Genomic DNA, 23,939 nt, shown 5'->3' with positions numbered 1-23,939 from the left:
ATGTCGAAGTTCTTTATCGATCGCCCGATCTTCGCCTGGGTGATCGCATTGGTGATCATGCTGGTGGGCGCGTTGTCGATCCTGCGCCTGCCGATCAGCCAGTATCCCAACATCGCGCCGCCGGCCATCGCCATCGCCGTGACCTACCCGGGCGCCTCGGCGCAGACCGTGCAGGACACCGTGGTGCAGGTGATCGAGCAGCAGCTCAACGGTATCGACAACTTGCGTTATGTGTCCTCGGAGAGCAACTCCGACGGCAGCATGACCATCACCGCCACCTTCGAGCAGGGTACCAACCCCGACACCGCGCAGGTCCAGGTACAGAACAAGCTGAACCTGGCCACCCCGCTGCTGCCGCAGGAAGTGCAGCAGCAAGGTATCCGCGTGACCAAGGCAGTGAAGAACTTCCTGCTGGTGATCGGCCTGGTGTCCGAAGACGGCAGCATGACCAAGGACGACCTGGCCAACTACATCGTCTCCAACATGCAGGACCCGATCTCGCGGACCGCCGGCGTGGGTGACTTCCAGGTGTTCGGTGCCCAGTACGCCATGCGTATCTGGCTCGACCCGGCCAAGCTGAACAAGTACCAGCTGACCCCGGTGGACGTGCGCACCGCCGTCGCCGCGCAGAACGTGCAGGTGTCCTCCGGCCAGCTCGGCGGCCTGCCGGCCATGCCGGGTACCCAGCTCAACGCCACCATCATCGGCAAGACCCGCCTGCAGACCGCCGAGCAGTTCGAGAAGATCCTGCTCAAGGTCAACCGCGACGGCTCCCAGGTGCGCCTGGGCGATGTCGCCAAGGTCGGCCTGGGTGGCGAGAACTACGCCATCAGCGCCCAGTACAACGGCATGCCGGCGTCGGGCCTGGCGGTCAAGCTGGCCACCGGCGCCAACGCCCTGGAAACCGCCAAGGCGCTGCGCCAGACCATCAGCGACCTCGAGCCCTTCTTCCCGCCAGGGGTGAAGGCCGTGTTCCCGTACGACACCACCCCAGTGGTCACCGAATCGATCAGCGGCGTGATCCACACCCTGGTCGAGGCCGTGGTGCTGGTGTTCCTGGTGATGTACCTGTTCCTGCAGAACTTCCGCGCCACCATCATCACCACCATGACCGTACCGGTGGTATTGCTGGGCACCTTCGGCATCCTTGCCGCGGCCGGCTTCAACATCAACACCCTGACCATGTTCGCCATGATCCTGGCCATCGGCCTGCTGGTGGACGACGCCATCGTCGTGGTGGAGAACGTCGAGCGGGTGATGGCCGAGGAAGGCCTGCCGCCGAAGGAGGCGACCAAACGCTCCATGGGGCAGATCCAGGGCGCGCTGGTCGGTATCGCCCTGGTGCTCTCGGCGGTACTGCTGCCGATGGCGTTCTTCGGCGGCTCCACCGGCGTGATCTACCGGCAGTTCTCCATCACCATCGTCTCGGCCATGGGCCTGTCGGTGCTGGTGGCGCTGATCTTCACCCCGGCGCTGTGCGCCACCATGCTCAAGGCCATCCCCAAGGGCGAGCACCATGTGGCCAAGCGCGGCTTCTTCGGCTGGTTCAACCGCAACTTCGACCGCAGCGTGCGCGGCTACGAACGCAGCGTGGGCACCATCCTGCGCAACAAGGTGCCGTTCCTGCTGGCCTATGCGCTGATCGTCGTCGGCATGATCTGGTTGTTCATGCGCATCCCCACCGCGTTCCTCCCGGAAGAAGACCAGGGCGTACTGTTCGCCCAGGTACAGACCCCGGCCGGCTCCAGCGCCGAACGTACCCAGGTGGTGGTCGACCAGATGCGTGAATACCTGCTCACGGACGAAGCCGACACCGTGTCGTCGGTGTTCACCGTGACCGGCTTCAACTTCGCCGGCCGTGGCCAGAGCTCGGGCATGGCGTTCATCATGCTCAAGCCCTGGGACGAGCGCTCGGCGGAAAACAGCGTGTTCAACCTGGCCACCCGCGCCCAACAGCACTTCTTCAGCTTCCGCGATGCGATGGTGTTCGCCTTCGCCCCGCCGGCGGTACTCGAACTGGGTAACGCCACCGGCTTCGACGTGTTCCTCCAGGACCGCGCCGGCGTCGGCCACGAGAAGCTCATGGAAGCGCGCAACGAGTTCCTCGCCAAGGCCGCGCAGAGCAAGATCCTCACCGCGGTACGCCCCAACGGCCTGAACGACGAGCCGCAGTACCTGCTGACCGTCGACGACGAGCGCGCCAGTGCCTTGGGCGTGACCATCGCCGACATCAACAACACCCTGTCGATCGCCCTCGGCGGCAGCTACGTCAACGACTTCATCGACCGCGGCCGGGTCAAGAAGGTGTACATCCAGGGCGAGTCGAGCGCCCGGATGAGCCCGGAAGACCTGCAGAAGTGGTACGTGCGCAACGGCAATGGCGAGATGGTGCCGTTCTCCGCCTTCGCCAGCGGCCAATGGACCTACGGCTCGCCGAAGCTGTCGCGCTACAACGGCGTCGAGGCGGTCGAGATCCTCGGTGCCCCGGCCCCAGGCTACAGTACCGGTGAGGCCATGGCCGAGGTCGAGCGCATCGCGGGCGAACTGCCCTCGGGCATCGGCTACTCCTGGACCGGCATGTCCTACGAGGAAAAACTCTCCGGCTCGCAGATGCCGGCGCTGTTCGCCCTCTCGGTCCTGTTCGTGTTCCTCTGCCTGGCAGCGCTGTACGAAAGCTGGTCGATCCCGATCGCCGTGGTCCTGGTGGTGCCCCTGGGTATCATCGGTGCGCTGATCGCCACCAGCATGCGCGGGCTGTCCAACGACGTGTACTTCCTGGTCGGCCTGCTGACCACCATTGGCCTGGCGGCGAAGAACGCGATCCTGATCGTCGAGTTCGCCAAGGAGCTGCACGAGCAGGGCAACAGCCTGTACGACGCGACCATCGAGGCCTGCCGCATGCGTCTGCGCCCGATCATCATGACCTCGCTGGCGTTCATCCTCGGCGTGGTACCGTTGACCATCGCCAGCGGCGCGGGCTCGGGCAGCCAGCACGCCATCGGCACCGGGGTGATCGGCGGCATGACCAGTGCGACCGTGCTGGCCATCTTCTGGGTACCGCTGTTCTTCGTCGCCGTGTCGTCGCTGTTCGGCAGCAAGAAGCCGGAGGCCGACGCCACCCCTGAAACTCCACGTTATGAGGCTGGGCAATGACCAAGTCCTTGCTGTCCCTGGCGGTAACCGCCTTCATCCTCGGCGGTTGCTCGCTGATCCCCGACTACCAGGCCCCGGAATCGCCGGTGGCCGCGCAGTGGCCGCAAGGCCCTGCGTACTCGCCGACCGAGTCGGCCGAGGTGGCCGCCGCCGAACAGGGCTGGCGCCAGTTCTTCCACGACCCGGCGCTGCAGCAGCTGATCCAGACCGCCCTGGTGAACAACCGCGACCTGCGTGTCGCGGCGCTGAACATCGACGCCTACCGGGCGCAGTACCGCATCCAGCGGGCCGACCTGTTCCCGGCGGTCTCGGCCAATGGCAGCGGCAGCCGCCAGCGGGTTCCGGCGAACATGTCGCAGACTGGCGAATCGGGCATCACCAGCCAGTATTCGGCCACCCTCGGTGTCAGCGCCTATGAGCTGGACCTGTTCGGCCGGGTGCGCAGCCTGACCCAGCAGGCCCTGGAAACCTACCTGTCCAGCGAGCAGGCACGCCGCTCCACGCAGATCAGCCTGGTGGCCAGCGTGGCCAACGCCTACTACACCTGGCAGGCCGACCAGGCCCTGCTCAAGCTGACCGAGGAAACCCTCAAGACCTACGAGGAAAGCTACAACCTGACCCGCCGCAGCAACGAGGTCGGCGTGGCCTCCGCGCTCGACCTGAGCCAGGCACGCACCGCCGTGGAAGGCGCGCGGGTCAAGCTGTCGCAGTACCAACGCCTGGTCGCCCAGGACCTCAACAGCCTGACCGTGCTGCTGGGCACCGGCGTGCCGGCCGACCTGCCGGCACCGCTCAAGCTCGACGCCGACCAACTGGCCAAGATCCCCGCCGGCCTGCCGTCGGACCTGCTGCAGCGCCGCCCGGACATCCAGGAAGCCGAGCACCTGCTCAAGGCGGCCAACGCCAATATCGGCGCGGCCCGCGCGGCGTTCTTCCCGAGCATCAGCCTGACCGCCAATGCCGGCACCCTGAGCCCGGACATGGACGGGCTGTTCAAGGGCGGCTCCGGCACCTGGCTGTTCCAGCCGCAGATCAACCTGCCGATCTTCACCGCCGGCAGCCTGAAGGCGAGCCTGGACTACTCGAAGATCCAGAAGGACATCAACGTCGCCAAGTACGAAAAGACCATCCAGACCGCCTTCCAGGAAGTCTCCGATGGCCTGGCCGCACGCAAGACCTTCGAGGAGCAGCTGCAGGCGCAGCGCGACCTGGTATCGGCCAACCAGGACTACTACCGCCTGGCCGAGCGCCGCTACCGCATCGGCATCGACAGCAACCTGACCTTCCTCGACGCCCAGCGCAACCTGTTCAGCGCCCAGCAGGCGCTGATCAGCGACCGGCTCTCGCAACTGGTCAGCGAGGTCAACCTGTACAAGGCCCTCGGCGGCGGCTGGTACGAGCGCACCGGCCAGGCCAACCAGCAGGCCTCGGTGGATACGCCCAAAGGCTGATCGTCCAGCAGCGACATCGAGCCCACCCTTGCGGTGGGCTTTTTTGTGTCAAATGACACCTTGGAGCTGCTTTGCCGACGATAGGGCCAAGGTGAACGGCGAAAATTAACCAGCCCGAACATTTCGTTCGATAATCGCCCCTTTCCGCTTGCAGCGAATTGCCTCGCCCCTCCCCGCCCCGCACCATCGCCCAGGCAACGTTGCACAAGTTCATCAAGAACCAGCGCCGAACCTGCGACCCGCACCGCAGTGCACCGGCTCGCCCAGATAAAAACAAGAGATCCACCACCGATGAGCACTTTGCAACCCGCACGCCAGTTGTTGCCCGGCCTATTGGCTATCTCCTGCGCCCTGCCCGCCCTGGCCGCCGAAAGCGGTTTCCTGGAAGACGCCACGGCGACGCTCAACCTGCGCAATTTCTACCTCAACCGCAACTTCGTCGACCCGGCCAATCCCCAGGGCAAGGCCGAGGAATGGACCCAGAGCTTCATCCTCGACGCCCGCTCCGGCTTCACCCAGGGCACCCTCGGCTTCGGTGTCGATGTGCTGGGGCTGTACTCGGTCAAGCTCGATGGCGGCAGGGGCACCGCCGGCACCCATCTGCTGCCGGTGCATGACGACGGCCGCCCGGCCGACGATTTCGGCCGCCTGGGCGTTGCCTTCAAGGCCAAGCTGTCGCAGACCGAACTGAAGATCGGCGAGTGGATGCCGGTGCTGCCGATCCTGCGTGCCGATGACGGCCGCTCACTGCCGCAGACCTTCCGTGGCGGCCAACTCACGTCCCGGGAAATCGACGGCCTGACCCTGTACGCCGGCCAGTTCCGTGGCAACAGCCCGCGCAACGATGCCAGCATGGAAGACATGTCGCTCAACGGTCGCGCCGCCTTCACCTCCGACCGCTTCGACTTCGCCGGCGGCGAGTACACGTTCAACGACAAGCGCACCCTGGTCGGCCTGTGGGACGCCCGGCTCAAGGACATCTACCGCCAGCAATACATCAACCTGGTGCACAGCCAGCCCCTGGGTGACTGGACCCTGGGCGCCAACCTCGGCTACTTCATCGGCAGCGAAGACGGCGCCGAACGCGCCGGTGCGCTGGACAACCGTACCGCCTCGGCCATGCTCTCGGCCCGCCATGGCGGGCACACCCTGTACCTGGGCTTGCAGAAGGTCAGCGGCGATGACGCCTGGCTGCGGGTCAACGGCACCAGCGGCGGCACCCTGGCCAACGACAGCTACAACTCGAGCTTCGACAATGCCAAGGAACGCTCCTGGCAGCTGCGCCACGATTTCAACTTCGTCACCCTCGGTCTCCCCGGCCTGACCTTGATGAATCGCTACATCAAGGGCGACAACGTACACATCGGCGGCATCAGCGACGGCAAGGAATGGGCACGGGAGACGGAACTGGCCTACGTCATACAGGCCGGCCCCTTCAAGGACCTGTCGCTGAAATGGCGCAACTCCACCATGCGACGCGACTTCAGCAGCAACGCCTTCGACGAGAACCGGCTGATCGTCAGCTATCCGCTTGGGCTGTTGTGATATCGGAGCAATCAGGGCTGCTTTGCAGCCCCAATCCGCTTGGCTGACCAGCATCGAAGGTATGCCTGCAAGGCCCTGTGGGGCTTGCCCGCGAACGGGTTTCTATGCAAATAGCAAAAACGAATAATAAACAGCCAAGCAATATGTTGACGCTATATAAAGCCAAGGCTAAAAACGAACCCTGACCACCCGCCGTAGAGCCTCACCATGGACCTCCGCCAGCTGCGCTACTTCATTGCCCTCACCGAATACCGCAGCTTCGTCCGTGCCGCCGATGCCATGGGCATCACCCAGCCGGCCTTCAGCCGCGCCATCCAGGGCCTGGAGCAGGTGCTGGGTTGCGCACTGGTGGACCGTGGCAGCAAGAACCTGCAGCCCACGCCCGAAGGCCAGGTGGTCCTGCAGCACGCCCGGCGCCTGGTGCAGGGCGCAGCGCAGTTGAGCAACGAGGTGCTGCAGATGACCAAGCTCGACGCCGGCGAGCTGCACTTCGGCAGCGGCCCGGCCCTGGCCGTGCGCCTGGTGCCCGAGGCCCTGCAGCACTTCATCGCGGCGCATCCCGGGATCCGCACCGCGCTGCTGGTGGACAACGCCGAACGCCTGGGCCAGGCCCTGCGCCGCGAGCAGATCGAGTTCTTCGTCGACGACATCCGCCCGTTCGAGGCCGACCCGAACTTCCACACCGAACCGCTCACGCCCCGCCCCGGCCTGTTTTTCTGCCGCCCTGGGCACCCACTGCTGGCCAAGGACAGCCTGTCGACCAACGACCTGTTCGCTTACCCGCTGGCCAGCGCCCTGCTCGTGCCTGGCGTGCGCAAGCGCCTGGCCAACCTCAGCGGGCGTAACGACTTCACCCCGCACCTGCAGACCGAGCACCTGGCGGTGCTGCGCAGCGTGGTGCTGGCCAGCGATGCCATCGGCAGCGCCAGCGAGGAGGCGGTGGCCGAAGACCTGGCCACTGGGCGCCTGGTGCGCCTGCACTGGCGCAACCTGCCACCGGGGCTGGAGGTATTGAGCGTGAGCTGCGGGGTGGTCAGCCGCAGCGGCTATCGCCTGTCGCCGGCGGCACGTGCGATGATCGAGACCCTGCTCCAGCTCGACGCCCAGTCCTCCTCGACAGGCAGTTCCGCTCGCCAGGGCAACCGGCAGCCGCGCCACGATCATTCGCCGCGCTGATGCCTGCGCATCAACGCCGCACAGTTCCGGGAGGCCAGGCCTCGCGCTATGCTCATGCATAACGATTCGTCGCGCTCCTGCCAGGGCGCCAAGGAGGAACGACAATGAAAAGCCTCGTCGATCACCTGAGCCAATACGCGGCCTATCACCGCGACCCACGCAACATCGCCACCCATTTCGTCGGCATCCCGCTGATCGTGCTGGCGGTGACGATCCTCCTGTCACGGCCCGGCTGGGCACTGGCCGGTGTCTGGCTCTCCCCGGCATTGCTGGTGGCCGCGGCGTCGGTATGGTTCTACCTGCGCCTGGACCTGCGCTTCGGGTTGGTCATGGGCGCGCTGCTAGGGCTGTGCCTGTGGGCCGGGCAGGCGCTGGCGGTGCAGGCTACCGGGCTGTGGCTAAGCGCCGGGCTGGGCGCGTTCGTGGTGGGCTGGATCATCCAGTTCGTCGGGCACTATTACGAAGGTCGCAAGCCGGCGTTCGTCGACGATGTCAGCGGGCTGATCATCGGGCCGCTGTTCGTGGTGGCGGAGTTGGCGTTCATGCTGGGATTGTGCCCGGCACTCAAGCGGGCCGTGGAGGCCAATGCCGGGCCGGTGGCGGTGCGTCAGAAGAAAGCCGCCGTGTGACTGGGGCTGCAAGGCAGCCCCCTGGATCCTGGATCAGGCCCGCGATTCGACCCCTAGCTCATCCCACACCGACTCGGCCAGGTGGAAGGTCGCGTTGGCCGCCGGTATCCCGCAGTAGATCGCGCTCTGCATGATCACTTCCTTGATCTCGTCCCGGGTCACGCCATTGTTGGCCGCGGCACGCAGGTGCAACTTGAGTTCCTCGTTGCGGTTCATGCCGATCAGCATGGCGATGGTGATCAGGCTGCGGGTATGCCGCGCCAGGCCCGGGCGGGTCCAGATATCGCCCCAGGCGTGGCGGGTGATCATCTCCTGGAACTCGCCGTTGAAGTCGTTGAGCTTCTCCAGGCTGCGGTCCACGTGGGCATCGCCAAGCACGGCACGGCGCACCTGCATGCCGGCTTCGTAGCGTTGTTTCTCGTCCATGCCGCGATCCTCAGCGAGCCAGCAGGAAGTCGAGCACACGGCGACTGAACGGCGCGCCGATCTCGACGTTGGACAGGTGCGCGGCCGGGAACTCGGCATACTCGGCGCCGAGGATCCCCGCCTGCATGAAACGGCCATGCTCTGGCGTGGTGACCACGTCCTCGGTACCGGCAACGACCAGGGTCGGTACCTGGATACGGTTCAGTTGCTCGCGATAGTCGGCATCACGCACCGCGGCGCAGTTGGCCGCGTAGCCTTCGGGGGCGGTCTGCGCCAGCATGTGGCAGATGCGCTGGGCCTGCTCCGGCTCGGCCTGGGCGAAACCGGGCGTGAACCAACGGGCGATGGAGGCATCGCGCAGGTCGACCATGGCCTGGTGCCCGCCCTTGAGCACGGTGTCGATACGGGTGTTCCACACCTCGTCGTTGGCGATCCTCGCGGCGGTATTGCACAGGGTCATGCTCAGCAGGCGGCTGCCGGCGTTGATGCCCAGCCACTGGCCGATCAGCCCGCCCATCGACAGCCCGACGAAATGCGCCTTGTGGATGTCCAGAGCATCGAGCAGGGCCAACACGTCGCGCCCCAGTTGCTCGATGCTGTACGGCCCCTCGGTCACCAGCGAACCGCCATGGCCACGGGTGTCGTAGCGCAACACGCGAAAATGCTCGCTCCAGGCCGGGATCTGGGTATCCCACATGTGCAGGTCGGTCCCCAGCGAGTTGGACAACACCAGCACCGGGGCATGCGCCGGGCCGTCGAGTTGGTAATGCAGTACGCCATCGGCCAGTTGCAAATGCGCCACAGCGGTCTCCTTCAGGCAGTGAAACGTTGGTGTTCAGCCACGGCGCGTGCCACCCAGACGCGGGCCTGGCCGAGGTAATGGGCAGGGTCGAGCAAACGGTCGAGCTCTTCGGCAGACAACTGCGCAGTGACCTGCGCATCGTCGCCGAGCACGGCGCGCAGGTGGCGCTGTTCGGCCACGGCACGCTGGCAGCATTGTTCCAGCAAGTGATGGGCATGGTCGCGCCCCAGGCGTTGGGCCAGGACGATGCTAACCGCCTCGGCCAGCACCAGGCCCTGGGTAAGGTCGAGGTTGCGGCGCATGCGCGCGGCATCCACCTCCATGCCCTCGACGATCGACTGGGCCTGGTGCAGGGCGCCGGAGACCAGGCAGCAGATTTCCGGCAGGGTTTCCCACTCGGCATGCCACAGGCCCAGGCTGCGCTCGTGCTCCTGGGGCATGGCCGTCAGCAAGGTGGCGACGAGGCCCGGCACACGGGTGGCGGCACCGATCAGCACCGCCGCCCCCACCGGGTTGCGCTTGTGCGGCATGGTCGAGGAACCGCCCTTGCCCGGTGCCGCCGGCTCGAACAGCTCCCCCGCCTCGGTCTGCATCAAGAGGCTGACGTCACGGCCGAACTTGCCCAGGCTGCCGGCGACCATCCCCAGCACCGTGGCGAACTCCACCAGGCGGTCACGCTGGGTGTGCCAGGGCTGCTCGGGCAGGGCCAGCGCCAGTTGCCCGGCCAATGCCTCGGCTACCGGCAAGGCCTTGCTGCCCAATGCCGCGAGCGTGCCGGAAGCACCGCCGAACTGCAGGCACAGCAAGCGCGGGCGCAGCGCCTGCAGGCGTTGGCGATGACGGGTCACCGCCCCCAGCATGCCGGCCAGCTTCATGCCCAGGGTCACTGGCGTGGCATGCTGCAACCAGGTGCGCCCCACCAACGGCGTGTCGGCGTGCTGCAGGGCCTGGCGGGCCAGGCTGTCGGCCAGCCTGGCCAGGTCCGCTTCGATCAATGCCAGGGCGTTACGCAGTTGCAGGACCAGCCCCGTGTCCATGGCGTCCTGGCTGGTGGCCCCCAGGTGCACGTAGCGCTCGGCCTCGGGCACGCCACTGGCGACCACCTTGCCCAACGCCTTGACCAGCGGGATCGCCGAGTTGCCGGCGATGGCGATGGCCTCGGCCAGGGCACGAGGGTCGTAGCGCTCCGCCTGGCAGGCGGCCTCGATGGCCGCCACCGCGCTGTGCGGCACCAGCCCGACGGCCGCTTCGGCGCGGGCCAGGGCTGCCTCGAAGTCGAGCATGCCCTGCAGGCGGCCACGGTCGGAGAAGATCTCGCGCATGGCCGGCGCGGTGAAGTAGGCGTCGAACAGCTGGTTGCTCATGAAGCGTCCTCAATGATCGTGGTGCAGGTACGCCGCCTGCTTCGGCAGGCGCAGGCTGAACAGGAAGGCCAGGGCCATCATGGCCGTCACGTACCAGTAGAAGGTGTTCTCCATGCCCAGGGTTTTCAAGCCCAGGGCCACATATTCGGCCGAGCCGCCGAACACTGCGTTGGCCACGGCATAAGCCAGCCCCACTCCCAGGGCACGCACCTGCGGCGGGAACATCTCGGCCTTCACCAGGCCGCTGATGGAGGTATAGAAACTGACGATGCACAACGCCAGGGTCACCAGCACGAAGGCCATGATCGGGCTGGTCACGGTCTTCAGCGCCATCAGCAGCGGCACGGTGAACAACGTACCCAGGGCGCCGAACAGCAGCATGGAATTACGCCGGCCGATACGGTCGGAGAGCATGCCGAAGAAGGGCTGCATGCACATGTACAGGAACAGCGCACCGGTCATCACGAAGCTGGCATTCTTGGCATGCATGCCGGCCGTATTGACCAGGTACTTCTGCATGTAGGTGGTGAAGGTGTAGAAGATCAGCGAACCACCGGCCGTGTAGCCGAGCACCGTGACGAAGGCCGCGGCGTGGTTGCGAAACAGCCCGCCGATGGACCCGGCGTCCTTGTCCTGTCGGGTTTCGGCGCTGCTGGTTTCCTTCAGCGAACGGCGCAGCATCAGCGAGATCAGCGCGGCGACGGCGCCGACCACGAAGGGAATGCGCCAACCCCAGGCACGCAGTTCGTCCTCGCTGAGCATTTGCTGCAGGATCACCACCACCAGCACCGCCAGCAACTGGCCACCGATCAGGGTCACGTACTGGAACGAGGCGAAGAAACCGCGCTGCCCGCGCAAGGCCACCTCGCTCATGTAGGTCGCGGTGGTGCCATACTCGCCCCCCACCGACAGCCCCTGCACCAGCCGCGCGAACAGCAGCAGGGCCGGCGCCCAGGTACCGATGCTGGCGTAGGTCGGCAGGCAAGCGATGAGCAGCGAACCGGCGCACATCATCAGCACCGAGATCATCAACGAATTCTTGCGCCCGTGGCGGTCGGCCAGGCGGCCGAAGATCCAGCCACCGATGGGCCGCATCAGGAACCCGGCGGCGAACACGCCGGCGGTATTGAGCAGTTGCACGGTGGGGTCGTCGGAGGGGAAGAAGGCCGGGGCGAAGTAGATCGCGCAGAAGGCGTAGACATAGAAGTCGAACCATTCCACCAGGTTGCCCGAAGAGGCACCGACGATGGCGAAGATCCGCTTACTGCGCTCTTCGCCGGTGTAATAGGCTGAGGTCATGGCGTTTCACTCCTGGAGGGTCACTGCCTAGTCTAGACACACTTAGTAACACTCTCGTTCCGCTATCACCTAGGCAGTACCCGTGGGGCCTGGCAGAGCGCTGAATCTGGGGGCTGCCTTGCAGCTCCCAGACAGGTATCGGAGCGGGCCCGACACCACGCGGTCAGACCCGCTCGATGGCCAGCGCCAGCCCTTGGCCAACGCCCACGCACATGGTCGCCAGGCCCTTGCGCCCGCCGCTCTTCTCCAGTTGATGCAGCGCCGTCAGCACCAGCCGGGCGCCGCTCATGCCCAGCGGGTGGCCGAGGGCGATGGCGCCGCCATTGGGGTTGACCTGCGGCGCGTCGTCCGCCACGCCCAGCTCGCGCAGCACCGCCAGGCCCTGGCTGGCGAAGGCTTCGTTGAGTTCGATGACATCGAAGTCCGACACCGCCAGGCCAAGACGCTCGGTCAGCTTGCGCACCGCCGGCACCGGGCCGATGCCCATCACCCGAGGCGCCACGCCACCACTGGCCATGCCCAGCACCCGCGCGCGCGGGGTCAGCCCATGCTGTTTCACCGCCTCGGCGCAGGCCAGGATCAGCGCGGCGGCACCGTCGTTGACACCCGAGGCATTGCCGGCGGTGACGGTCTTGTCCGGGCCGTTGACCGGCTTGAGCCTGGCCAGGGCTTCCAGGGTGGTTTCCGGGCGCAGGTGCTCGTCCTGCTCGACGACGGTCTCGCCCTTGCGGTGGACGATACGCACCGGGACGATCTCTTCGGCGAAGAAGCCCGCCGCCTGGGCCGCGGCGGCCTTCTGCTGGCTGCGCAGGGCGAAGGCGTCCTGGTCGGCACGGGACACCTGGTAGTCATCGGCCACGTTGTCGGCGGTCTCGGGCATGGCATCCACGCCGTACTGGGCCTTCATCAGTGGGTTGACGAAGCGCCAGCCGATGGTGGTGTCCTCGAGCTTCATGTTGCGCGACCAGGCATTCTCGGCCTTGCCCATGACGAACGGCGCCCGCGACATCGACTCGACGCCGCCCGCGATGGCCAGCTCCATCTCGCCGCTGGCGATGGCGCGAAAGGCGGTGCCGACGGCATCCATGCCCGAGGCGCACAAACGATTGAGGGTCACGCCCGGGACGCTCTGCGGCAGCCCGGCCAGCAGCAGGGCCATGCGTGCCACGTTGCGGTTGTCCTCGCCAGCCTGGTTGGCGCAGCCGAGGAATACTTCGTCGAGCTGCGACCAATCGACCTGCGGGTTGCGTTCGACCAGCGCCTTGAGCGGCACTGCGGCCAGGTCGTCGGCGCGCACGCCGGCCAGGGCGCCGCCGAAGCGGCCGATGGGGGTGCGAATGGCATCGCAGATGAAGACGTCGCGCATCAGGCTTCTCCTGCCTTCTGGCCGTGGGCGGCGGCGGTACGGGCTTCCAGGTCACGCAGGGCCGACAGCTCGACCTCGGAAGGTTCGGCGGTGGTCTGCACGTTCTCGGCGAAACGGATCGGCCAGCCGGTGGCGGCGACGATCTGCTCGCGGGTCACACCCGGGTGGATCGAAGTGACCACGAACTCGTGGGTACCGGCTTCCGGCTCCATGATGCACAGGTCGGTGATGATGCCGACCGGGCCGTCACCCGGCAGGCCCAGGCGCTTGCGCGAATCGCCGCCCTCGCCGTGGCCGACCGAGGTGATGAAGTCCAGCTTGTCGACGAAGGCCCGCTGCGACTGCTTGAGGATGATCAGCACCTGCTTGGCGGAACCGGCGATCTCCGGCGCACCGCCGGCGCCCGGCAGGCGGGTCTTCGGTGCGTGGTAGTCACCGACCACCGTGGTGTTGATGTTGCCGAAGCGGTCGACCTGGGCCGCGCCGAGGAAACCGACATCGATACGCCCGCCCTGCAGCCAGTAGCGGAAGATCTCGCCGGTGGGTACCACGGTGTCGGCGGTCTCGGCCAGCTCGCCATCGCCAATGGACAGCGGCAGCACACTAGGCTTGGCGCCGATCGGGCCGGATTCGTAGATCAACACCACATCCGGCGACGAGGTCAGGCGCGCCAGGTTGGCGGCCTTGGACGGCAGGCCGATGCCGACGAAGCAGACAGCGCCGTTGCGCAGGCGACGGGCAGCGGCGACGGTCATCATTTCGGAAGTGGAATAGCTCATTGCGCAGCCTCCGCGGTGCTGGCCAGCTTGGCCTTGAATTCGTTGAAGTCGGCGGTGCCACGGATGTAGGTATCGATCCAGGCGGTGAACGACTCACGGTTGCGGGCGATCGGGTCCCAGGCCTGGTAGAAGCGGTTGTCGCGCTCGTAGTAGCCATGGGCGTAGGACGGATGGGCGCCACCGGGCACCAGGCAGACCGCGCTGATCGCCCAGGTCGGCAGGACGCAGGCGTTCATCGGCGCCTGCAGGTCGTCGACGATCTCCTCGACGGTGACGATGCAGCGCTTGGCTGCAAGAGCAGCTTCCTTCTGCACGCCCAGGATGCCCCACAGCAGCACGTTGCCCTTGCGGTCGGCCTTCTGCGCGTGGATCACGGTGACGTCTGGCCGTACCGACGGCACGGCGGCGAGCACTTCGCCGGTGAACGGGCAGGTGACGCTCTTGATCAGGGGGTTGACCTTCGGCAGGTCGGAGCCGGCGTAGGCGCGCAGCACTGCGAACGGCAGGCCCGAGGCACCGGCGACGTAGGCGTTGGCCAGGTCGGCGTGACTGTGCTCCTCGATCTCGATCGCGTGGGGCCAGTGTTTCTCCACCGCATCGCGCAGGCGGTGCAGCGAGCCGACACCTGGGTTGCCGCCCCAGGAGAAGATCAACTTGCGGGCGCAACCGGCACCGATCAGCTGATCGTAGATCAGGTCCGGGGTCATGCGCACCAGGGTCAACTCCCGCTTGCCCTGGCGAATGATCTCGTGACCGGCGGCGGTCGGGATCAGGTGGGTGAAGCCTTCGAGGGCGACGGTATCGCCATCCTGGATGAATTGCTTCACGGCGTCGTGAAGCGGGAGGATTGCAGCCATGTGGAGACTCCTGGTCAGGGTGCTACGTTGAGCTCAGATTAAGGAGGCTGGCGGGTCGCTTACAATCCGATAATCGCACTTTCGTTCGATTATCGAACAATTTGTTGCTCTACTATTTAGTATTCGCGCGATCGACAGAAGCCCGTAGGGCGCGGATAGCTGATGGCTGATGCCCCTGAAATCAGGTCGCGTCAGCGTGACTCACCCTCCCTTTCACGATCACCCCCACCGTCGCCAGCGCCGCCGGTACCAGCAGCGCCGTCAGCACCTGCTCGAAATTCCATCCCAACCCCAGCAGCGTCGCACCGCTCCAGGCCCCCAGGATCGCGCCGAAACGGCCGATGCCGAGCATCCAGGACACCCCGGTGGCTCGCCCTTGGGTCGGGTAGAACCGCGCCGCCAGCGATGGCATGGCCGATTGCGCACCGTTCACGCACATACCGGCGATCAGCACCAGGGTGGCAAGCAAGGTGATGTTGCCCAGGCTCTGCCCCACCGCGTAGGCGAACACCCCGGCCAGCAAGTAGAAGATGCCGATGACCTTGTGCGGGTCGAAGCGGTCCATGGCCCAGCCCACCGCCACCGCGCTGAGTACCCCGCCGAACTGGAACAGCGCCCCGATGAACGCCGCCTGCTCCAGGCTGGCGCCGCTGTCGCGCATCAGGGTCGGCAGCCAGCTGGTCAGCAGGTAGACGATCACCAGGCCCATGAAGTAGGTCAACCACAGCAGCACGGTGCCCAGGCCATAGCTACCGGAGAAGATCACCGCAAAGACATTGCGCGCCGCCACCACCTTCTGCTCCGGCACGCTGAAACTGGCAGCCTGGGCCACCACGCCTGGCGCGATAGGCGCCAGGGTCTTGCGTACCCGGTCATTGCCCCGGTTGCGTACCACCAAAAAGCGCGCCGACTCCGGCAGCCAGGCCATTAGCACCAGGGCCAGCAGCAACGGCAGCACGCCACCGATCACCAGCAGGCTGTGCCACCCATAGGCTGGGATCAGCTTGGCGGAAATGAAGCCCCCACCGGCCATCCCCAGGTTGAAACCGCAGAACATGCTGGTCACCAGCAGCGACTTGAGCCGCTCAGGGGTGTATTCGGACAGCAGCGTGGTGGCATTGGGCATGCCGGCGCCCAGCCCCAGGCCGGTCAGGAAGCGCAGCACCAGCAGTTGGTCGACATTGCTGGCGTAGGCCGAGGCCAAGCTGAAGCCGCCGAAAACCAGTACCGCCCCCACCAGCACGCCCTTGCGCCCGAAGCGGTCGGCCAACGGCCCGGAACCCAGGGCGCCGAATACCATGCCGATCAGCGCGGCGCTCATCACCGGGCCCAGGCTGGCGCGGTCGATCCCCCATTCCTGGGACAGGGCCGGGGCGATGAAGCCCATGGCAGCGGTGTCCAGGCCATCGAGGAAAACGATCAGGAAACACAGGATCACTACCCGCCACTGGTAGCGGGACAGTGGCTGGCCGTTGATGAACGACTGGACGTCGAGGCAATTTCCGACAGCGGTTTGCGGGTTGTTCATTGTTCTTGTCCGGAAAATGGGCGCAGGCAGGCCACTGCACGCGAGAACGGCGCAGGGAACGGCGATGGGACGTGGAACGGCTGGCGATCAGCCGGAAGATGGCCATGCTGCAAGCGGGTGCGGCCGCGGCAGCGAGGGGGCAGTGGTCATGGATGCGCCTCGGGTGTTGTTATTGTCCGGTCGGCAGGGCCGACCGCTGCGAGAGACATTAATCAGCGCCTGGGGCCTGCGCAATTCGCTGGAGGCGAGACTGTGCGTTTATCGAACAGGAAACACGGGGATCTGTTCGGAATGCGTTACCCATGGGGCTGCTCTGCAGCCCCAGATGCTTCAACACTGCCTATCAACCAAAAAGCTGATGGCACAGGTCGCGGCTAGCCGCCAACAGGATCGGCAGGAAGCGCTGCTCCAGTTCACTGCGGCTGACCCGGCCGACGTGGGTGCTGACATTGAGTGCAGCCAGCACCTGCCCCGAGGCGTCGTAGATCGGTACGGCGATCGAACGCAAGCCCTGCTCCAGTTCCTGATCGACCACGCACCAGCCCTGGGCGCGTACCTGCTGGATGCAGGCGAACAGCGAGTCGGGGTCATGCAGGGTGCGGCTGGTACGGGCCTTGAGGTCGGCACGCTCCAGGTATTCCCGCAGGCTGGCGTCGTCCAGCGCGGCCAGCAGGATCCGTCCCATGGACGTGCAGTAGGCCGGCAGACGCCCCCCCACCGACAAATCGACCGAGATCAACCGCTCCACCGTGGCCGAACGGGCAATGTAGAGAATGTCGTCCCCCTCGAGGGTCGCCATGTTGGCCGCTTCGTGCAATTGATCGCTGATACGGTCCAGGTACGGCTGCGCAGACACCGCCAGGGGCGTGGACGACAGATAGGCGTGGCCGAGGGTCAGCACCTTGGGCAACAGCGAGTAGGTCCGCCCGTCAGTGGTGGCATAGCCCAGCTTGATCAATGTATGCAGGCACCGACGTACCGCCGCCCGGGGGATCTCGGTGCGATGGCTGATCTGGGCGATGGTCAGGTGGCGCTTGCGCTCCTGGAACGCCTGGATGACCGCCAGGCCCCGGGCCAGGGAGGTCATGAAGTCCGGGTCGCCAGTGAACGCCTGGATACGCTTGGCCGGCGACGCCACGATCGGCGGGGCCAACGCGGGGGTGGTGGGGCGCGCAGGTTCCTGGTTTTCGCGATCCGTGGCCTGGGTGTCTTCGCTCATGGCTAACCTCAAAAAATCCGTCGTTCGTGCGATTATCGAACCAACGGCCGATAATCGCAATTGACCGCTGACACTTTTGCTTATACCTTTCTCCTGCCACATGTGGCTTCTTTGGAGAGACTGGTCAGGTACCCACCGTAGAAGTCCCCAGGCACGGCCTCGCTACCCGCGAGGCCGTTTTTCATTCCCCTTCTATTTCGAACGAACTTTCGGCAAACCTGCGCCTCCAACTTCATGAGGCAGAAACGGAACATGCCGACGGTCACAAGAGCAACTTCCAACTGTTTGCCCGTTATCGATAAAGAACGGTAGCCATTGACTTGCCGATTGCTATAATCGAATCCGCTGGCCCGGTCCGATCATTCGGCGCGGCCCACCCCGTCGCCCCATCGAGTTACCGCCAGCAAGCCAGGTGCAAGGCTCAAGGCCTATTTCCATTTTACGAGTCATGCACCGCATGGATACTGTCGCTGCAACAGCCTGTTCGCTCTGGCGACGCAGCCGCATGCGTAACTTCGCATGACGTGGCCAGGGCAAAAACGTCAACATAGTCGGGTATTACTGTGACGAAAGAAGAACTGCGCGCGGAACTCGAGCGCCAGGCTGAACGTTACCAAGAAGTCTACGGTGGTGAAGTCACCACCTATGCCGCGCAACCGGAACCGGAACGCAAACCGTGGCGCAAGCGCGCCACCGTCCAAGACCAGGTCTTTGCCCAGGAACTGGAAAAAATGGAAAAGGAACTGCGCAGCGAGCAGTCCTGAGCCCTTCCCGTTCCAGTGGCCTGTATTGGCCAGCTCGCACTCGGCCTCGGCACCAGCGGCCTCCTGCCTCTGGTGCAGGCCGATCTTTACCGTAACGCCATGGATGAAATGGAATTACACAAATTTCATACGGACGTTTGATTTTTTCCCCGCTCGCCAAATTTTCACTTTTTCGATGATTTTCAACGACTTTCAAGCACATTAAGCGCCGCTAACCTTTGTTGGCGCCCCTCCTCGCCCACTTCGCCCTCTGCTTCGAAGACGCCATCGGTCAGTCGCAGGTGCATCGATTGCCAAGGTTTTCTGGCATAATCGCGCCCCCCTAAGACCGCCAGAAAACCTTCATGATCGATTTATTCAGCGGATTGGATGCCTGGGTGCTGGTGAGCCTGCTGCTCGCCCTGACCTTCGTGCTCGCATTCGAGTTCATCAATGGCTTTCATGACACCGCCAACGCGGTAGCCACCGTCATCTATACCAAAGCCATGCCACCACACCTGGCCGTATTCTTCTCCGGCGTGTTCAACTTTCTCGGGGTTCTGCTGGGCGGTGTCGGGGTGGCCTATGCCATCGTCCACCTGCTACCGGTCGAGCTGCTGATCAATGTGAACACCGGGCACGGCCTGGCCATGGTCTTCTCCTTGCTGGCCGCGGCCATCACCTGGAACCTGGGCACCTGGTATTTCGGCATCCCCGCGTCCAGCTCCCATACCCTGATCGGCTCGATCCTCGGCGTGGGCCTGGCCAACGCCCTGATCAACGAGATCCCGCTGGGCGACGGCGTCAACTGGCAGAAGGCGATCGACATCGCCCTGTCGCTGGTGGTCTCGCCCATGGCCGGCTTCGCCGTGGCGGCCCTGGTGCTGATCGGCCTGAAGTGGTGGCGCCCGCTGTCGAAGATGCACAAGACCCCGGAGCAGCGCCGCAAGCTCGACGACAAGAAGCACCCGCCCTTCTGGAACCGCCTGGTCCTGGTGATCTCGGCCATGGGCGTGAGCTTCGTGCACGGCTCCAACGACGGCCAGAAAGGTATCGGCCTGATCATGTTGGTGCTGATCGGTATCGTCCCGGCGAAATTCGTCCTCGACCTGAACAGCACCACCTACCAGATCGAGCGTACCCGCGATGCCACCCTGCACCTGAGCCAGTTCTACCAGCGCAATGCCGCCACCCTGGGCGAGTACCTGGCACTGGGCAAGGCCATCCCGAGCGACCTGCCAGAGCAGTTCAGCTGCAACCCGCAGCAGACCGAACCGACCATTACCGCCCTGCAATCGTCGCTGGCAGGCGTGACCGACTACCGTGCCCTGAGCGCGGAGAAGCGTGTCGAGGTACGTCGCTACCTGCTCTGCCTGGACGACACGGCGAAGAAGGTCGGCAAGCTGCCTGGCCTGGATGCCCGTGAAAAGGCCGACCTGGACAAGCTGCGCAAGGACCTGACCGCCACCACCGAATATGCCCCGTTCTGGGTGATCGTGGCCGTCGCCCTGGCGCTGGGCCTGGGTACCATGGTGGGTTGGAAGCGCGTGGTACTGACCGTCGGCGAGAAGATCGGCAAGCAGGGCATGACCTATGCCCAGGGCATGTCGGCACAGATCACCGCCGCTTGCGCCATCGGCATGGCCAACGTGTTCAGCCTGCCGGTATCGACCACCCACGTACTGTCCTCGGGCGTGGCCGGTACCATGGTAGCCAACAAGAGCGGCCTGCAAGGCGGCACGGTGAAGACCATCCTGCTGGCCTGGGTACTGACCCTGCCGGCCTCCATGGGCCTGGCCGCGGGCTTGTTCTGGCTGGCGTCGAAGTCGATCAGCTGAACCGATCGCTGTTGCAGGAAAAGCGCCCCAAGGGCAATGCCGGTCAGTTAAGACTTTCAGTTGTCATTTGGGGCGGCTTCGCCCCCCATCGCCGGCAAGCCGGCGATGGGGGGTTAGCTCAACGTCGCTTGCCCCCCAGCAGCGACCCCATCAGCCCCCGCACCAATTGCCTGCCCAGCTGGTTGGCCGCCTGCCGCACCGCCGACTTGATCGCCTGCCTCGCCGCGCTTTGCAAAAACTCTCCCGCCTTGTCGGCGAAACTGTCCTCGTCAGCCTTGGGCTGCGGCACCGGCTCCACCGGTTCGCCCTTGCGTGCCATGAGCATTTCATAGGCCGACTCGCGATCGATCGGCTTGTCGTAACGCCCGGCCAACGGCGAGGCGGCGACCAAGGCACTGCGTTCGGCCGCGCTCAATGGCCCGATTCGCGACTGCGGCGGCGCCACCAGTACCCGCTGGACCTGTTCCGGCGTTCCCTTGTCCTGCAAGGTGCCCACCAGCGCCTCGCCGATACCGAGTTCGGTCAACACGCTCAAGGTATCGAACGCCGGATTGGGGCGGAAACCATCGGCCACGGCCCGGAGCGACTTCTGCTCCTTGGCGGTGAAGGCGCGCAGGCCATGCTGGATGCGCAAGCCCAACTGCGCCAATACCGCATCCGGCAGGTCGCCCGGCGACTGGGTGACGAAGTACACGCCTACCCCCTTGGAACGAATCAGCCGCACGACCTGCTCGAGGCGGTCTTGCAATGCCTTGGGGGTGTCGTTGAACAGCAGGTGCGCCTCGTCGAAGAACAGCGCCAGCACCGGCTTGTCGGCATCGCCCCGCTCGGGCAACTGTTCGAACAGCTCCGCCAGCAACCACAGCAGGAACGTGGCATACACCTTCGGCGCCTCGTGCACCAGGCGGCTGGCATCGAGCAGGTGGATGCGCCCACGGCCGTCGCTGTCCGGACGCAACAGGTCTTCCAGTTGTAGGGCCGGCTCGCCGAACAGCGCCTCGGCGCCCTGCTGCTCCAGGGTCGCCAAGCGGCGCAGCAAGGCCTGGGTGGAAGCGCTGGTCATCAGTGCGCTGTCTTCGCCCAGCAATTGGGGGTTGTCCTTCAGGTGCGCCAGCAAGGCCTTGAGGTCCTTCAGGTCCAGCAACAGCAGGCCCTCGCGGTCGGCCACCTTGAAGGCGGCATACAGCGCGGCCTGCTGGCTGTCGCTCAACTCGAGCAAATTGCCCAGTAACAGCGGGCCCATTTCGCTGAGCGTGGTGCGCAACGGATGACCGGACTCGCCGGCGATATCCCACAAGGTGACCGGATAAGCCTGCGGGCGATGCGCCAGCCAGGGCATCCCGGCGATGCGCTCGGCCACCTTGCCCTGTGGCGTGCCGGCGGCACCGAGGCCACACAGGTCACCCTTGACGTCGGCGGCGAACACCGCCACACCGGCATCGCTGAAGATCTCGGCCAGGTGCTGCAGGGTCACCGTCTTGCCTGTACCGGTGGCACCGGCCACCAGGCCATGGCGGTTGGCCAGGCGCATGGGCTGGCCCACAGGCTGGCCGTCCGGGCCTGCTCCTACAACTATTTGCGAAGAATCTGACATCTTCTTTCTACCTCTCCTCAAGCTTTGCCGCCTATCGGCCGATATCCCATCGTGATTTCCCCCTGAAAGACAGGAACAACCCGAAAAGGACCCCGGTGATTGTTGCACTGTTTTCCAAGCTGCCTTCGTGCGAACGACCCGATAAAACCTTAGCGGACCCGATACGCCATGAACAAAAGCCTTCGCTTCAGCCACAAGATCCTCTTGGCGGCCTCGCTGATCGTGATACTCGCGTTCAGCCTGTTCACCCTTTACAACGATTACCTCCAGCGTAATGCGATTCGCGAGGACCTGGAGAACTATCTGGCTGAAATGGGCGAGTCCACCTCGACCAACATCCGCAACCTCTTCGAAGGCCGTATCAAGCTGGTGGAGAACCTGGCCCAGAACATTGCCCAGGATCCCGCCAACGCCGAAACCCTGATGGGCCAGAATGCCCTGATCTCAAGCTTCCTCACGGTCTACCTGGGCAAGGTCGACGGCGGCTTCAGCGTGCGTCCCGACGCGCCGATGCCCGACGGCTACGACCCGCGCGTACGCCCCTGGTACAAGGACGGCATGAACGCCAGCGGCGCGATCCTCACCGAACCCTACATCGACCTGACCACCAACAAGATGGTCATCGGCATCCTCAGCAAGGTGTCCAGCAGCGTCGGCGTGGTTGGAGGCGACCTGACCCTCGATGGCCTGGTGGAGATCATCAACTCGCTGGACTTCGGCGGCATGGGCTACGCCTTCCTGGTCAACGACCAAGGCAAGATCCTGGTCCACCCGGACAAGGCGCTGGTGATGAAGTCGCTGTCGGACCTGTTCCCGCAGAACACGCCGAAACTCTCCAACGACCTGACCGAGGTCCGCTCCGACGGCCAGGACCGCCTGCTGACCTTCACCCCGATCAAAGGCCTGCCTTCGGCCAACTGGTACATCGGCCTGTCGGTGGACAAGGACAAGGCCTTCTCCATGCTCAGCAGCTTCCGCACCTCGGCGGTGATCGCTACCCTGGTCGCGGTGGTCATCATCATCGCCCTGCTCGGCCTGCTGATCCGTGTATTGATGCAACCGCTGCACGCCATGACCCGGGCCATGGAAGACATCGCCCAAGGCGAAGGCGACCTGACCAAGCGCCTGCAGATCCACCAGCATGACGAGTTCGGCATCCTCGGCAGTGCCTTCAACCGCTTCGTCGAACGCATCCACAGCTCGATCCGCGAAGTGTCCTCGGCCACCGAGCAGGTCAACGAAGTGGCCCTGCGGGTGATCAGCGCCTCCAACTCGTCGATGGCCAATTCCGACGAGCAGTCCAACCGCACCAACAGCGTCGCCGCGGCCATCAACGAGCTGGGCGCCGCGGCCCAGGAGATCGCCGGCAACGCCGCCCAGGCCTCGCAACACGCCACCTCGGCGCGCCTGCTGGCCGAGGAAGGCCAGCAGGTGGTGGAACGCAACATCGAAGCGATGAACCGCCTGTCGGACCTGATCGTCACCTCCAGCGCCCACATCGAGACGCTCAACAACAAGACGGTGAATATCGGCCAGATCCTCGAGGTGATCACCAGCATTTCCCAGCAGACCAACCTGCTGGCGCTCAATGCGGCGATCGAGGCGGCACGTGCCGGCGAGGCCGGCCGTGGTTTCGCCGTGGTCGCCGACGAGGTGCGCAACCTCGCCCACCGCACCCAGGAGTCGGCGCAGCAGGTGCAGAGCATGATCGAGGAGCTGCAGGTCGGTGCCCGCGAGTCGGTCGAGACCATGGACCAGAGCCAGCGCCACAGCCACGACAGCATGGCGATCGCCAACCAGGCCGGCGAGCGCCTGGGCAGCGTGACCCAGCGCATCGGCGAGATCGACGGCATGAACCAGTCGGTGGCCACCGCCACCGAGGAGCAGACCGCCGTGGTCGACTCGATCAACATGGATATCAACGAGATCAACATGCTCAACCAGGAAGGCGTCGAGAACCTGCAGGCCACCCTGCGCGCCTGCGCCGACCTCGAACAGCAGGCCACCCGCCTCAAGCACCTGGTCGGCAGCTTCAGGATCTAGCGGCAAGCAAAAACAAAAGCAGGGGTGTGCGCACTCCTGCTTTTTCTTGCCGCTTGAAGCTTGCTGCTCACAGCCGCCCCCGATCGAACAAACTATCCTTCAGGAAGGTCAACCTTTAGGCGCGTCA

The 23,939-nt window shown here is 65.2% G+C and carries 18 protein-coding genes; 8 read left to right on the top strand and 10 right to left on the bottom strand.

The genetic code is table 11. The annotated features are described in order from the left end of the window. From ttgB to WCE05_RS12415, 5 genes are all read left to right on the top strand, one after another. Complete coding sequence (gene ttgB, locus WCE05_RS12435) at positions 1-3,153, top strand: multidrug efflux RND transporter permease subunit TtgB (RefSeq protein WP_225788038.1); 3,153 nt, start codon at positions 1-3, stop codon at positions 3,151-3,153. Then, complete coding sequence (locus WCE05_RS12430) at positions 3,150-4,604, top strand: AdeC/AdeK/OprM family multidrug efflux complex outer membrane factor (RefSeq protein WP_253080370.1); 1,455 nt, start codon at positions 3,150-3,152, stop codon at positions 4,602-4,604. Before ttgB ends, WCE05_RS12430 begins: the two co-directional genes overlap by 4 nt. 291 nt (positions 4,605-4,895) lie before the next feature. Next, the gene (locus WCE05_RS12425; RefSeq protein ID WP_225788036.1) at positions 4,896-6,149 is read left to right on the top strand and encodes an OprD family porin; all 1,254 of its coding nucleotides are present in this window, start codon (positions 4,896-4,898) and stop codon (positions 6,147-6,149) included. 207 nt (positions 6,150-6,356) lie between these two features. Beyond that, complete coding sequence (locus tag WCE05_RS12420; RefSeq protein ID WP_368815998.1) at positions 6,357-7,325, top strand: LysR family transcriptional regulator; 969 nt, start codon at positions 6,357-6,359, stop codon at positions 7,323-7,325. Between the two features lie 104 nt (positions 7,326-7,429). Beyond that, the gene (locus WCE05_RS12415; RefSeq protein WP_225788034.1) at positions 7,430-7,954 is read left to right on the top strand and encodes a DUF962 domain-containing protein; all 525 of its coding nucleotides are present in this window, start codon (positions 7,430-7,432) and stop codon (positions 7,952-7,954) included. Between the two features lie 33 nt (positions 7,955-7,987). Here the strand turns inward: WCE05_RS12415 and pcaC are convergent, their stop codons facing one another. The 9 genes from pcaC to pcaR form a co-directional block, all read right to left on the bottom strand. Beyond that, positions 7,988-8,380 carry a 4-carboxymuconolactone decarboxylase gene (gene pcaC, locus WCE05_RS12410; RefSeq protein ID WP_225788033.1) on the bottom strand — a complete coding sequence of 131 codons (393 nt, stop codon included), beginning with the start codon at positions 8,378-8,380 and terminating at the stop codon, positions 7,988-7,990. A 10-nt stretch (positions 8,381-8,390) separates the two neighbouring features. After that, positions 8,391-9,182, bottom strand: coding sequence for a 3-oxoadipate enol-lactonase (gene pcaD / locus WCE05_RS12405; RefSeq protein WP_368815997.1), 792 nt, complete (start codon positions 9,180-9,182; stop codon positions 8,391-8,393). Between the two features lie 11 nt (positions 9,183-9,193). Then, positions 9,194-10,546 carry a 3-carboxy-cis,cis-muconate cycloisomerase gene (locus WCE05_RS12400; RefSeq protein WP_368815996.1) on the bottom strand — a complete coding sequence of 451 codons (1,353 nt, stop codon included), beginning with the start codon at positions 10,544-10,546 and terminating at the stop codon, positions 9,194-9,196. Positions 10,547-10,555: 9 nt separating this feature from the next. Beyond that, a complete protein-coding gene (locus tag WCE05_RS12395; RefSeq protein WP_368815995.1) occupies positions 10,556-11,845 on the bottom strand; it encodes an MFS family transporter in 1,290 nt (429 codons plus the stop codon). 163 nt (positions 11,846-12,008) lie between these two features. Further along, on the bottom strand, positions 12,009-13,214 hold the full coding sequence (pcaF, locus tag WCE05_RS12390; RefSeq protein ID WP_225788186.1) for a 3-oxoadipyl-CoA thiolase: 1,206 nt from the start codon (positions 13,212-13,214) through the stop codon (positions 12,009-12,011). Continuing rightward, on the bottom strand, positions 13,211-13,990 hold the full coding sequence (locus WCE05_RS12385) for a CoA-transferase subunit beta (protein WP_253080366.1): 780 nt from the start codon (positions 13,988-13,990) through the stop codon (positions 13,211-13,213). The genes pcaF and WCE05_RS12385 overlap by 4 nt, the downstream gene beginning before the upstream one ends. Next, positions 13,987-14,847 carry a CoA transferase subunit A gene (locus WCE05_RS12380; protein ID WP_225788028.1) on the bottom strand — a complete coding sequence of 287 codons (861 nt, stop codon included), beginning with the start codon at positions 14,845-14,847 and terminating at the stop codon, positions 13,987-13,989. The genes WCE05_RS12385 and WCE05_RS12380 overlap by 4 nt, the downstream gene beginning before the upstream one ends. Before the next feature lie 181 nt (positions 14,848-15,028). Beyond that, entirely contained in the window at positions 15,029-16,375 is a 1,347-nt protein-coding gene (locus tag WCE05_RS12375) for an MFS transporter (RefSeq protein ID WP_225788027.1), read from the bottom strand. A gap of 343 nt (positions 16,376-16,718) precedes the next feature. Continuing rightward, positions 16,719-17,594, bottom strand: a complete 876-nt coding sequence (gene pcaR / locus WCE05_RS12370; protein WP_253091128.1) for a pca regulon transcriptional regulator PcaR — start codon at positions 17,592-17,594, stop codon at positions 16,719-16,721. A 563-nt stretch (positions 17,595-18,157) separates the two neighbouring features. On the opposite strand from pcaR, the gene WCE05_RS12365 reads away from it, so the two are divergent. Together WCE05_RS12365 and WCE05_RS12360 are read left to right on the top strand one after the other, a co-directional pair. Then, positions 18,158-18,358, top strand: a complete 201-nt coding sequence (locus WCE05_RS12365; RefSeq protein WP_225788025.1) for a hypothetical protein — start codon at positions 18,158-18,160, stop codon at positions 18,356-18,358. Between the two features lie 344 nt (positions 18,359-18,702). Further along, positions 18,703-20,175, top strand: a complete 1,473-nt coding sequence (locus WCE05_RS12360; RefSeq protein ID WP_253080365.1) for an inorganic phosphate transporter — start codon at positions 18,703-18,705, stop codon at positions 20,173-20,175. A gap of 118 nt (positions 20,176-20,293) precedes the next feature. Here the strand turns inward: WCE05_RS12360 and WCE05_RS12355 are convergent, their stop codons facing one another. Further along, positions 20,294-21,769: a helicase HerA-like domain-containing protein gene (locus WCE05_RS12355; RefSeq protein WP_368815994.1), complete on the bottom strand. Its 1,476-nt coding sequence runs from the start codon at positions 21,767-21,769 to the stop codon at positions 20,294-20,296. A 168-nt stretch (positions 21,770-21,937) separates the two neighbouring features. Here WCE05_RS12355 and WCE05_RS12350 point away from each other — a divergent pair, with 168 nt between their 5' ends. After that, positions 21,938-23,812 carry a methyl-accepting chemotaxis protein gene (locus WCE05_RS12350; RefSeq protein WP_225788022.1) on the top strand — a complete coding sequence of 625 codons (1,875 nt, stop codon included), beginning with the start codon at positions 21,938-21,940 and terminating at the stop codon, positions 23,810-23,812. Positions 23,813-23,939 lie beyond the last annotated feature (127 nt).

It is taken from the genome of Pseudomonas sp. I2, assembly GCF_040984075.1.
Taxonomy (GTDB): Bacteria; Pseudomonadota; Gammaproteobacteria; order Pseudomonadales; family Pseudomonadaceae; genus Aquipseudomonas; species Aquipseudomonas guariconensis_B.
Note: the sequence above shows the minus strand (reverse complement) of the source record. Positions and strands in the feature narration are given on the sequence as shown.

Coding starts and splice junctions, on each gene's coding strand:
- WCE05_RS12360 (WP_253080365.1), top strand. CDS start 18,703: ATGATCGATTTATTCAGCGGATTGGATGCCTGGGTGCTGGTGAGCCTG.
- ttgB (WP_225788038.1), top strand. CDS start 1: ATGTCGAAGTTCTTTATCGATCGCCCGATCTTCGCCTGGGTGATCGCA.
- WCE05_RS12375 (WP_225788027.1), bottom strand. CDS start 16,375: ATGAACAACCCGCAAACCGCTGTCGGAAATTGCCTCGACGTCCAGTCG.
- WCE05_RS12395 (WP_368815995.1), bottom strand. CDS start 11,845: ATGACCTCAGCCTATTACACCGGCGAAGAGCGCAGTAAGCGGATCTTC.
- WCE05_RS12385 (WP_253080366.1), bottom strand. CDS start 13,990: ATGAGCTATTCCACTTCCGAAATGATGACCGTCGCCGCTGCCCGTCGC.
- WCE05_RS12430 (WP_253080370.1), top strand. CDS start 3,150: ATGACCAAGTCCTTGCTGTCCCTGGCGGTAACCGCCTTCATCCTCGGC.
- WCE05_RS12420 (WP_368815998.1), top strand. CDS start 6,357: ATGGACCTCCGCCAGCTGCGCTACTTCATTGCCCTCACCGAATACCGC.
- WCE05_RS12425 (WP_225788036.1), top strand. CDS start 4,896: ATGAGCACTTTGCAACCCGCACGCCAGTTGTTGCCCGGCCTATTGGCT.
- pcaC (WP_225788033.1), bottom strand. CDS start 8,380: ATGGACGAGAAACAACGCTACGAAGCCGGCATGCAGGTGCGCCGTGCC.
- WCE05_RS12400 (WP_368815996.1), bottom strand. CDS start 10,546: ATGAGCAACCAGCTGTTCGACGCCTACTTCACCGCGCCGGCCATGCGC.
- WCE05_RS12350 (WP_225788022.1), top strand. CDS start 21,938: ATGAACAAAAGCCTTCGCTTCAGCCACAAGATCCTCTTGGCGGCCTCG.
- WCE05_RS12380 (WP_225788028.1), bottom strand. CDS start 14,847: ATGGCTGCAATCCTCCCGCTTCACGACGCCGTGAAGCAATTCATCCAG.
- pcaR (WP_253091128.1), bottom strand. CDS start 17,594: ATGAGCGAAGACACCCAGGCCACGGATCGCGAAAACCAGGAACCTGCG.
- WCE05_RS12355 (WP_368815994.1), bottom strand. CDS start 21,769: ATGTCAGATTCTTCGCAAATAGTTGTAGGAGCAGGCCCGGACGGCCAG.
- WCE05_RS12415 (WP_225788034.1), top strand. CDS start 7,430: ATGAAAAGCCTCGTCGATCACCTGAGCCAATACGCGGCCTATCACCGC.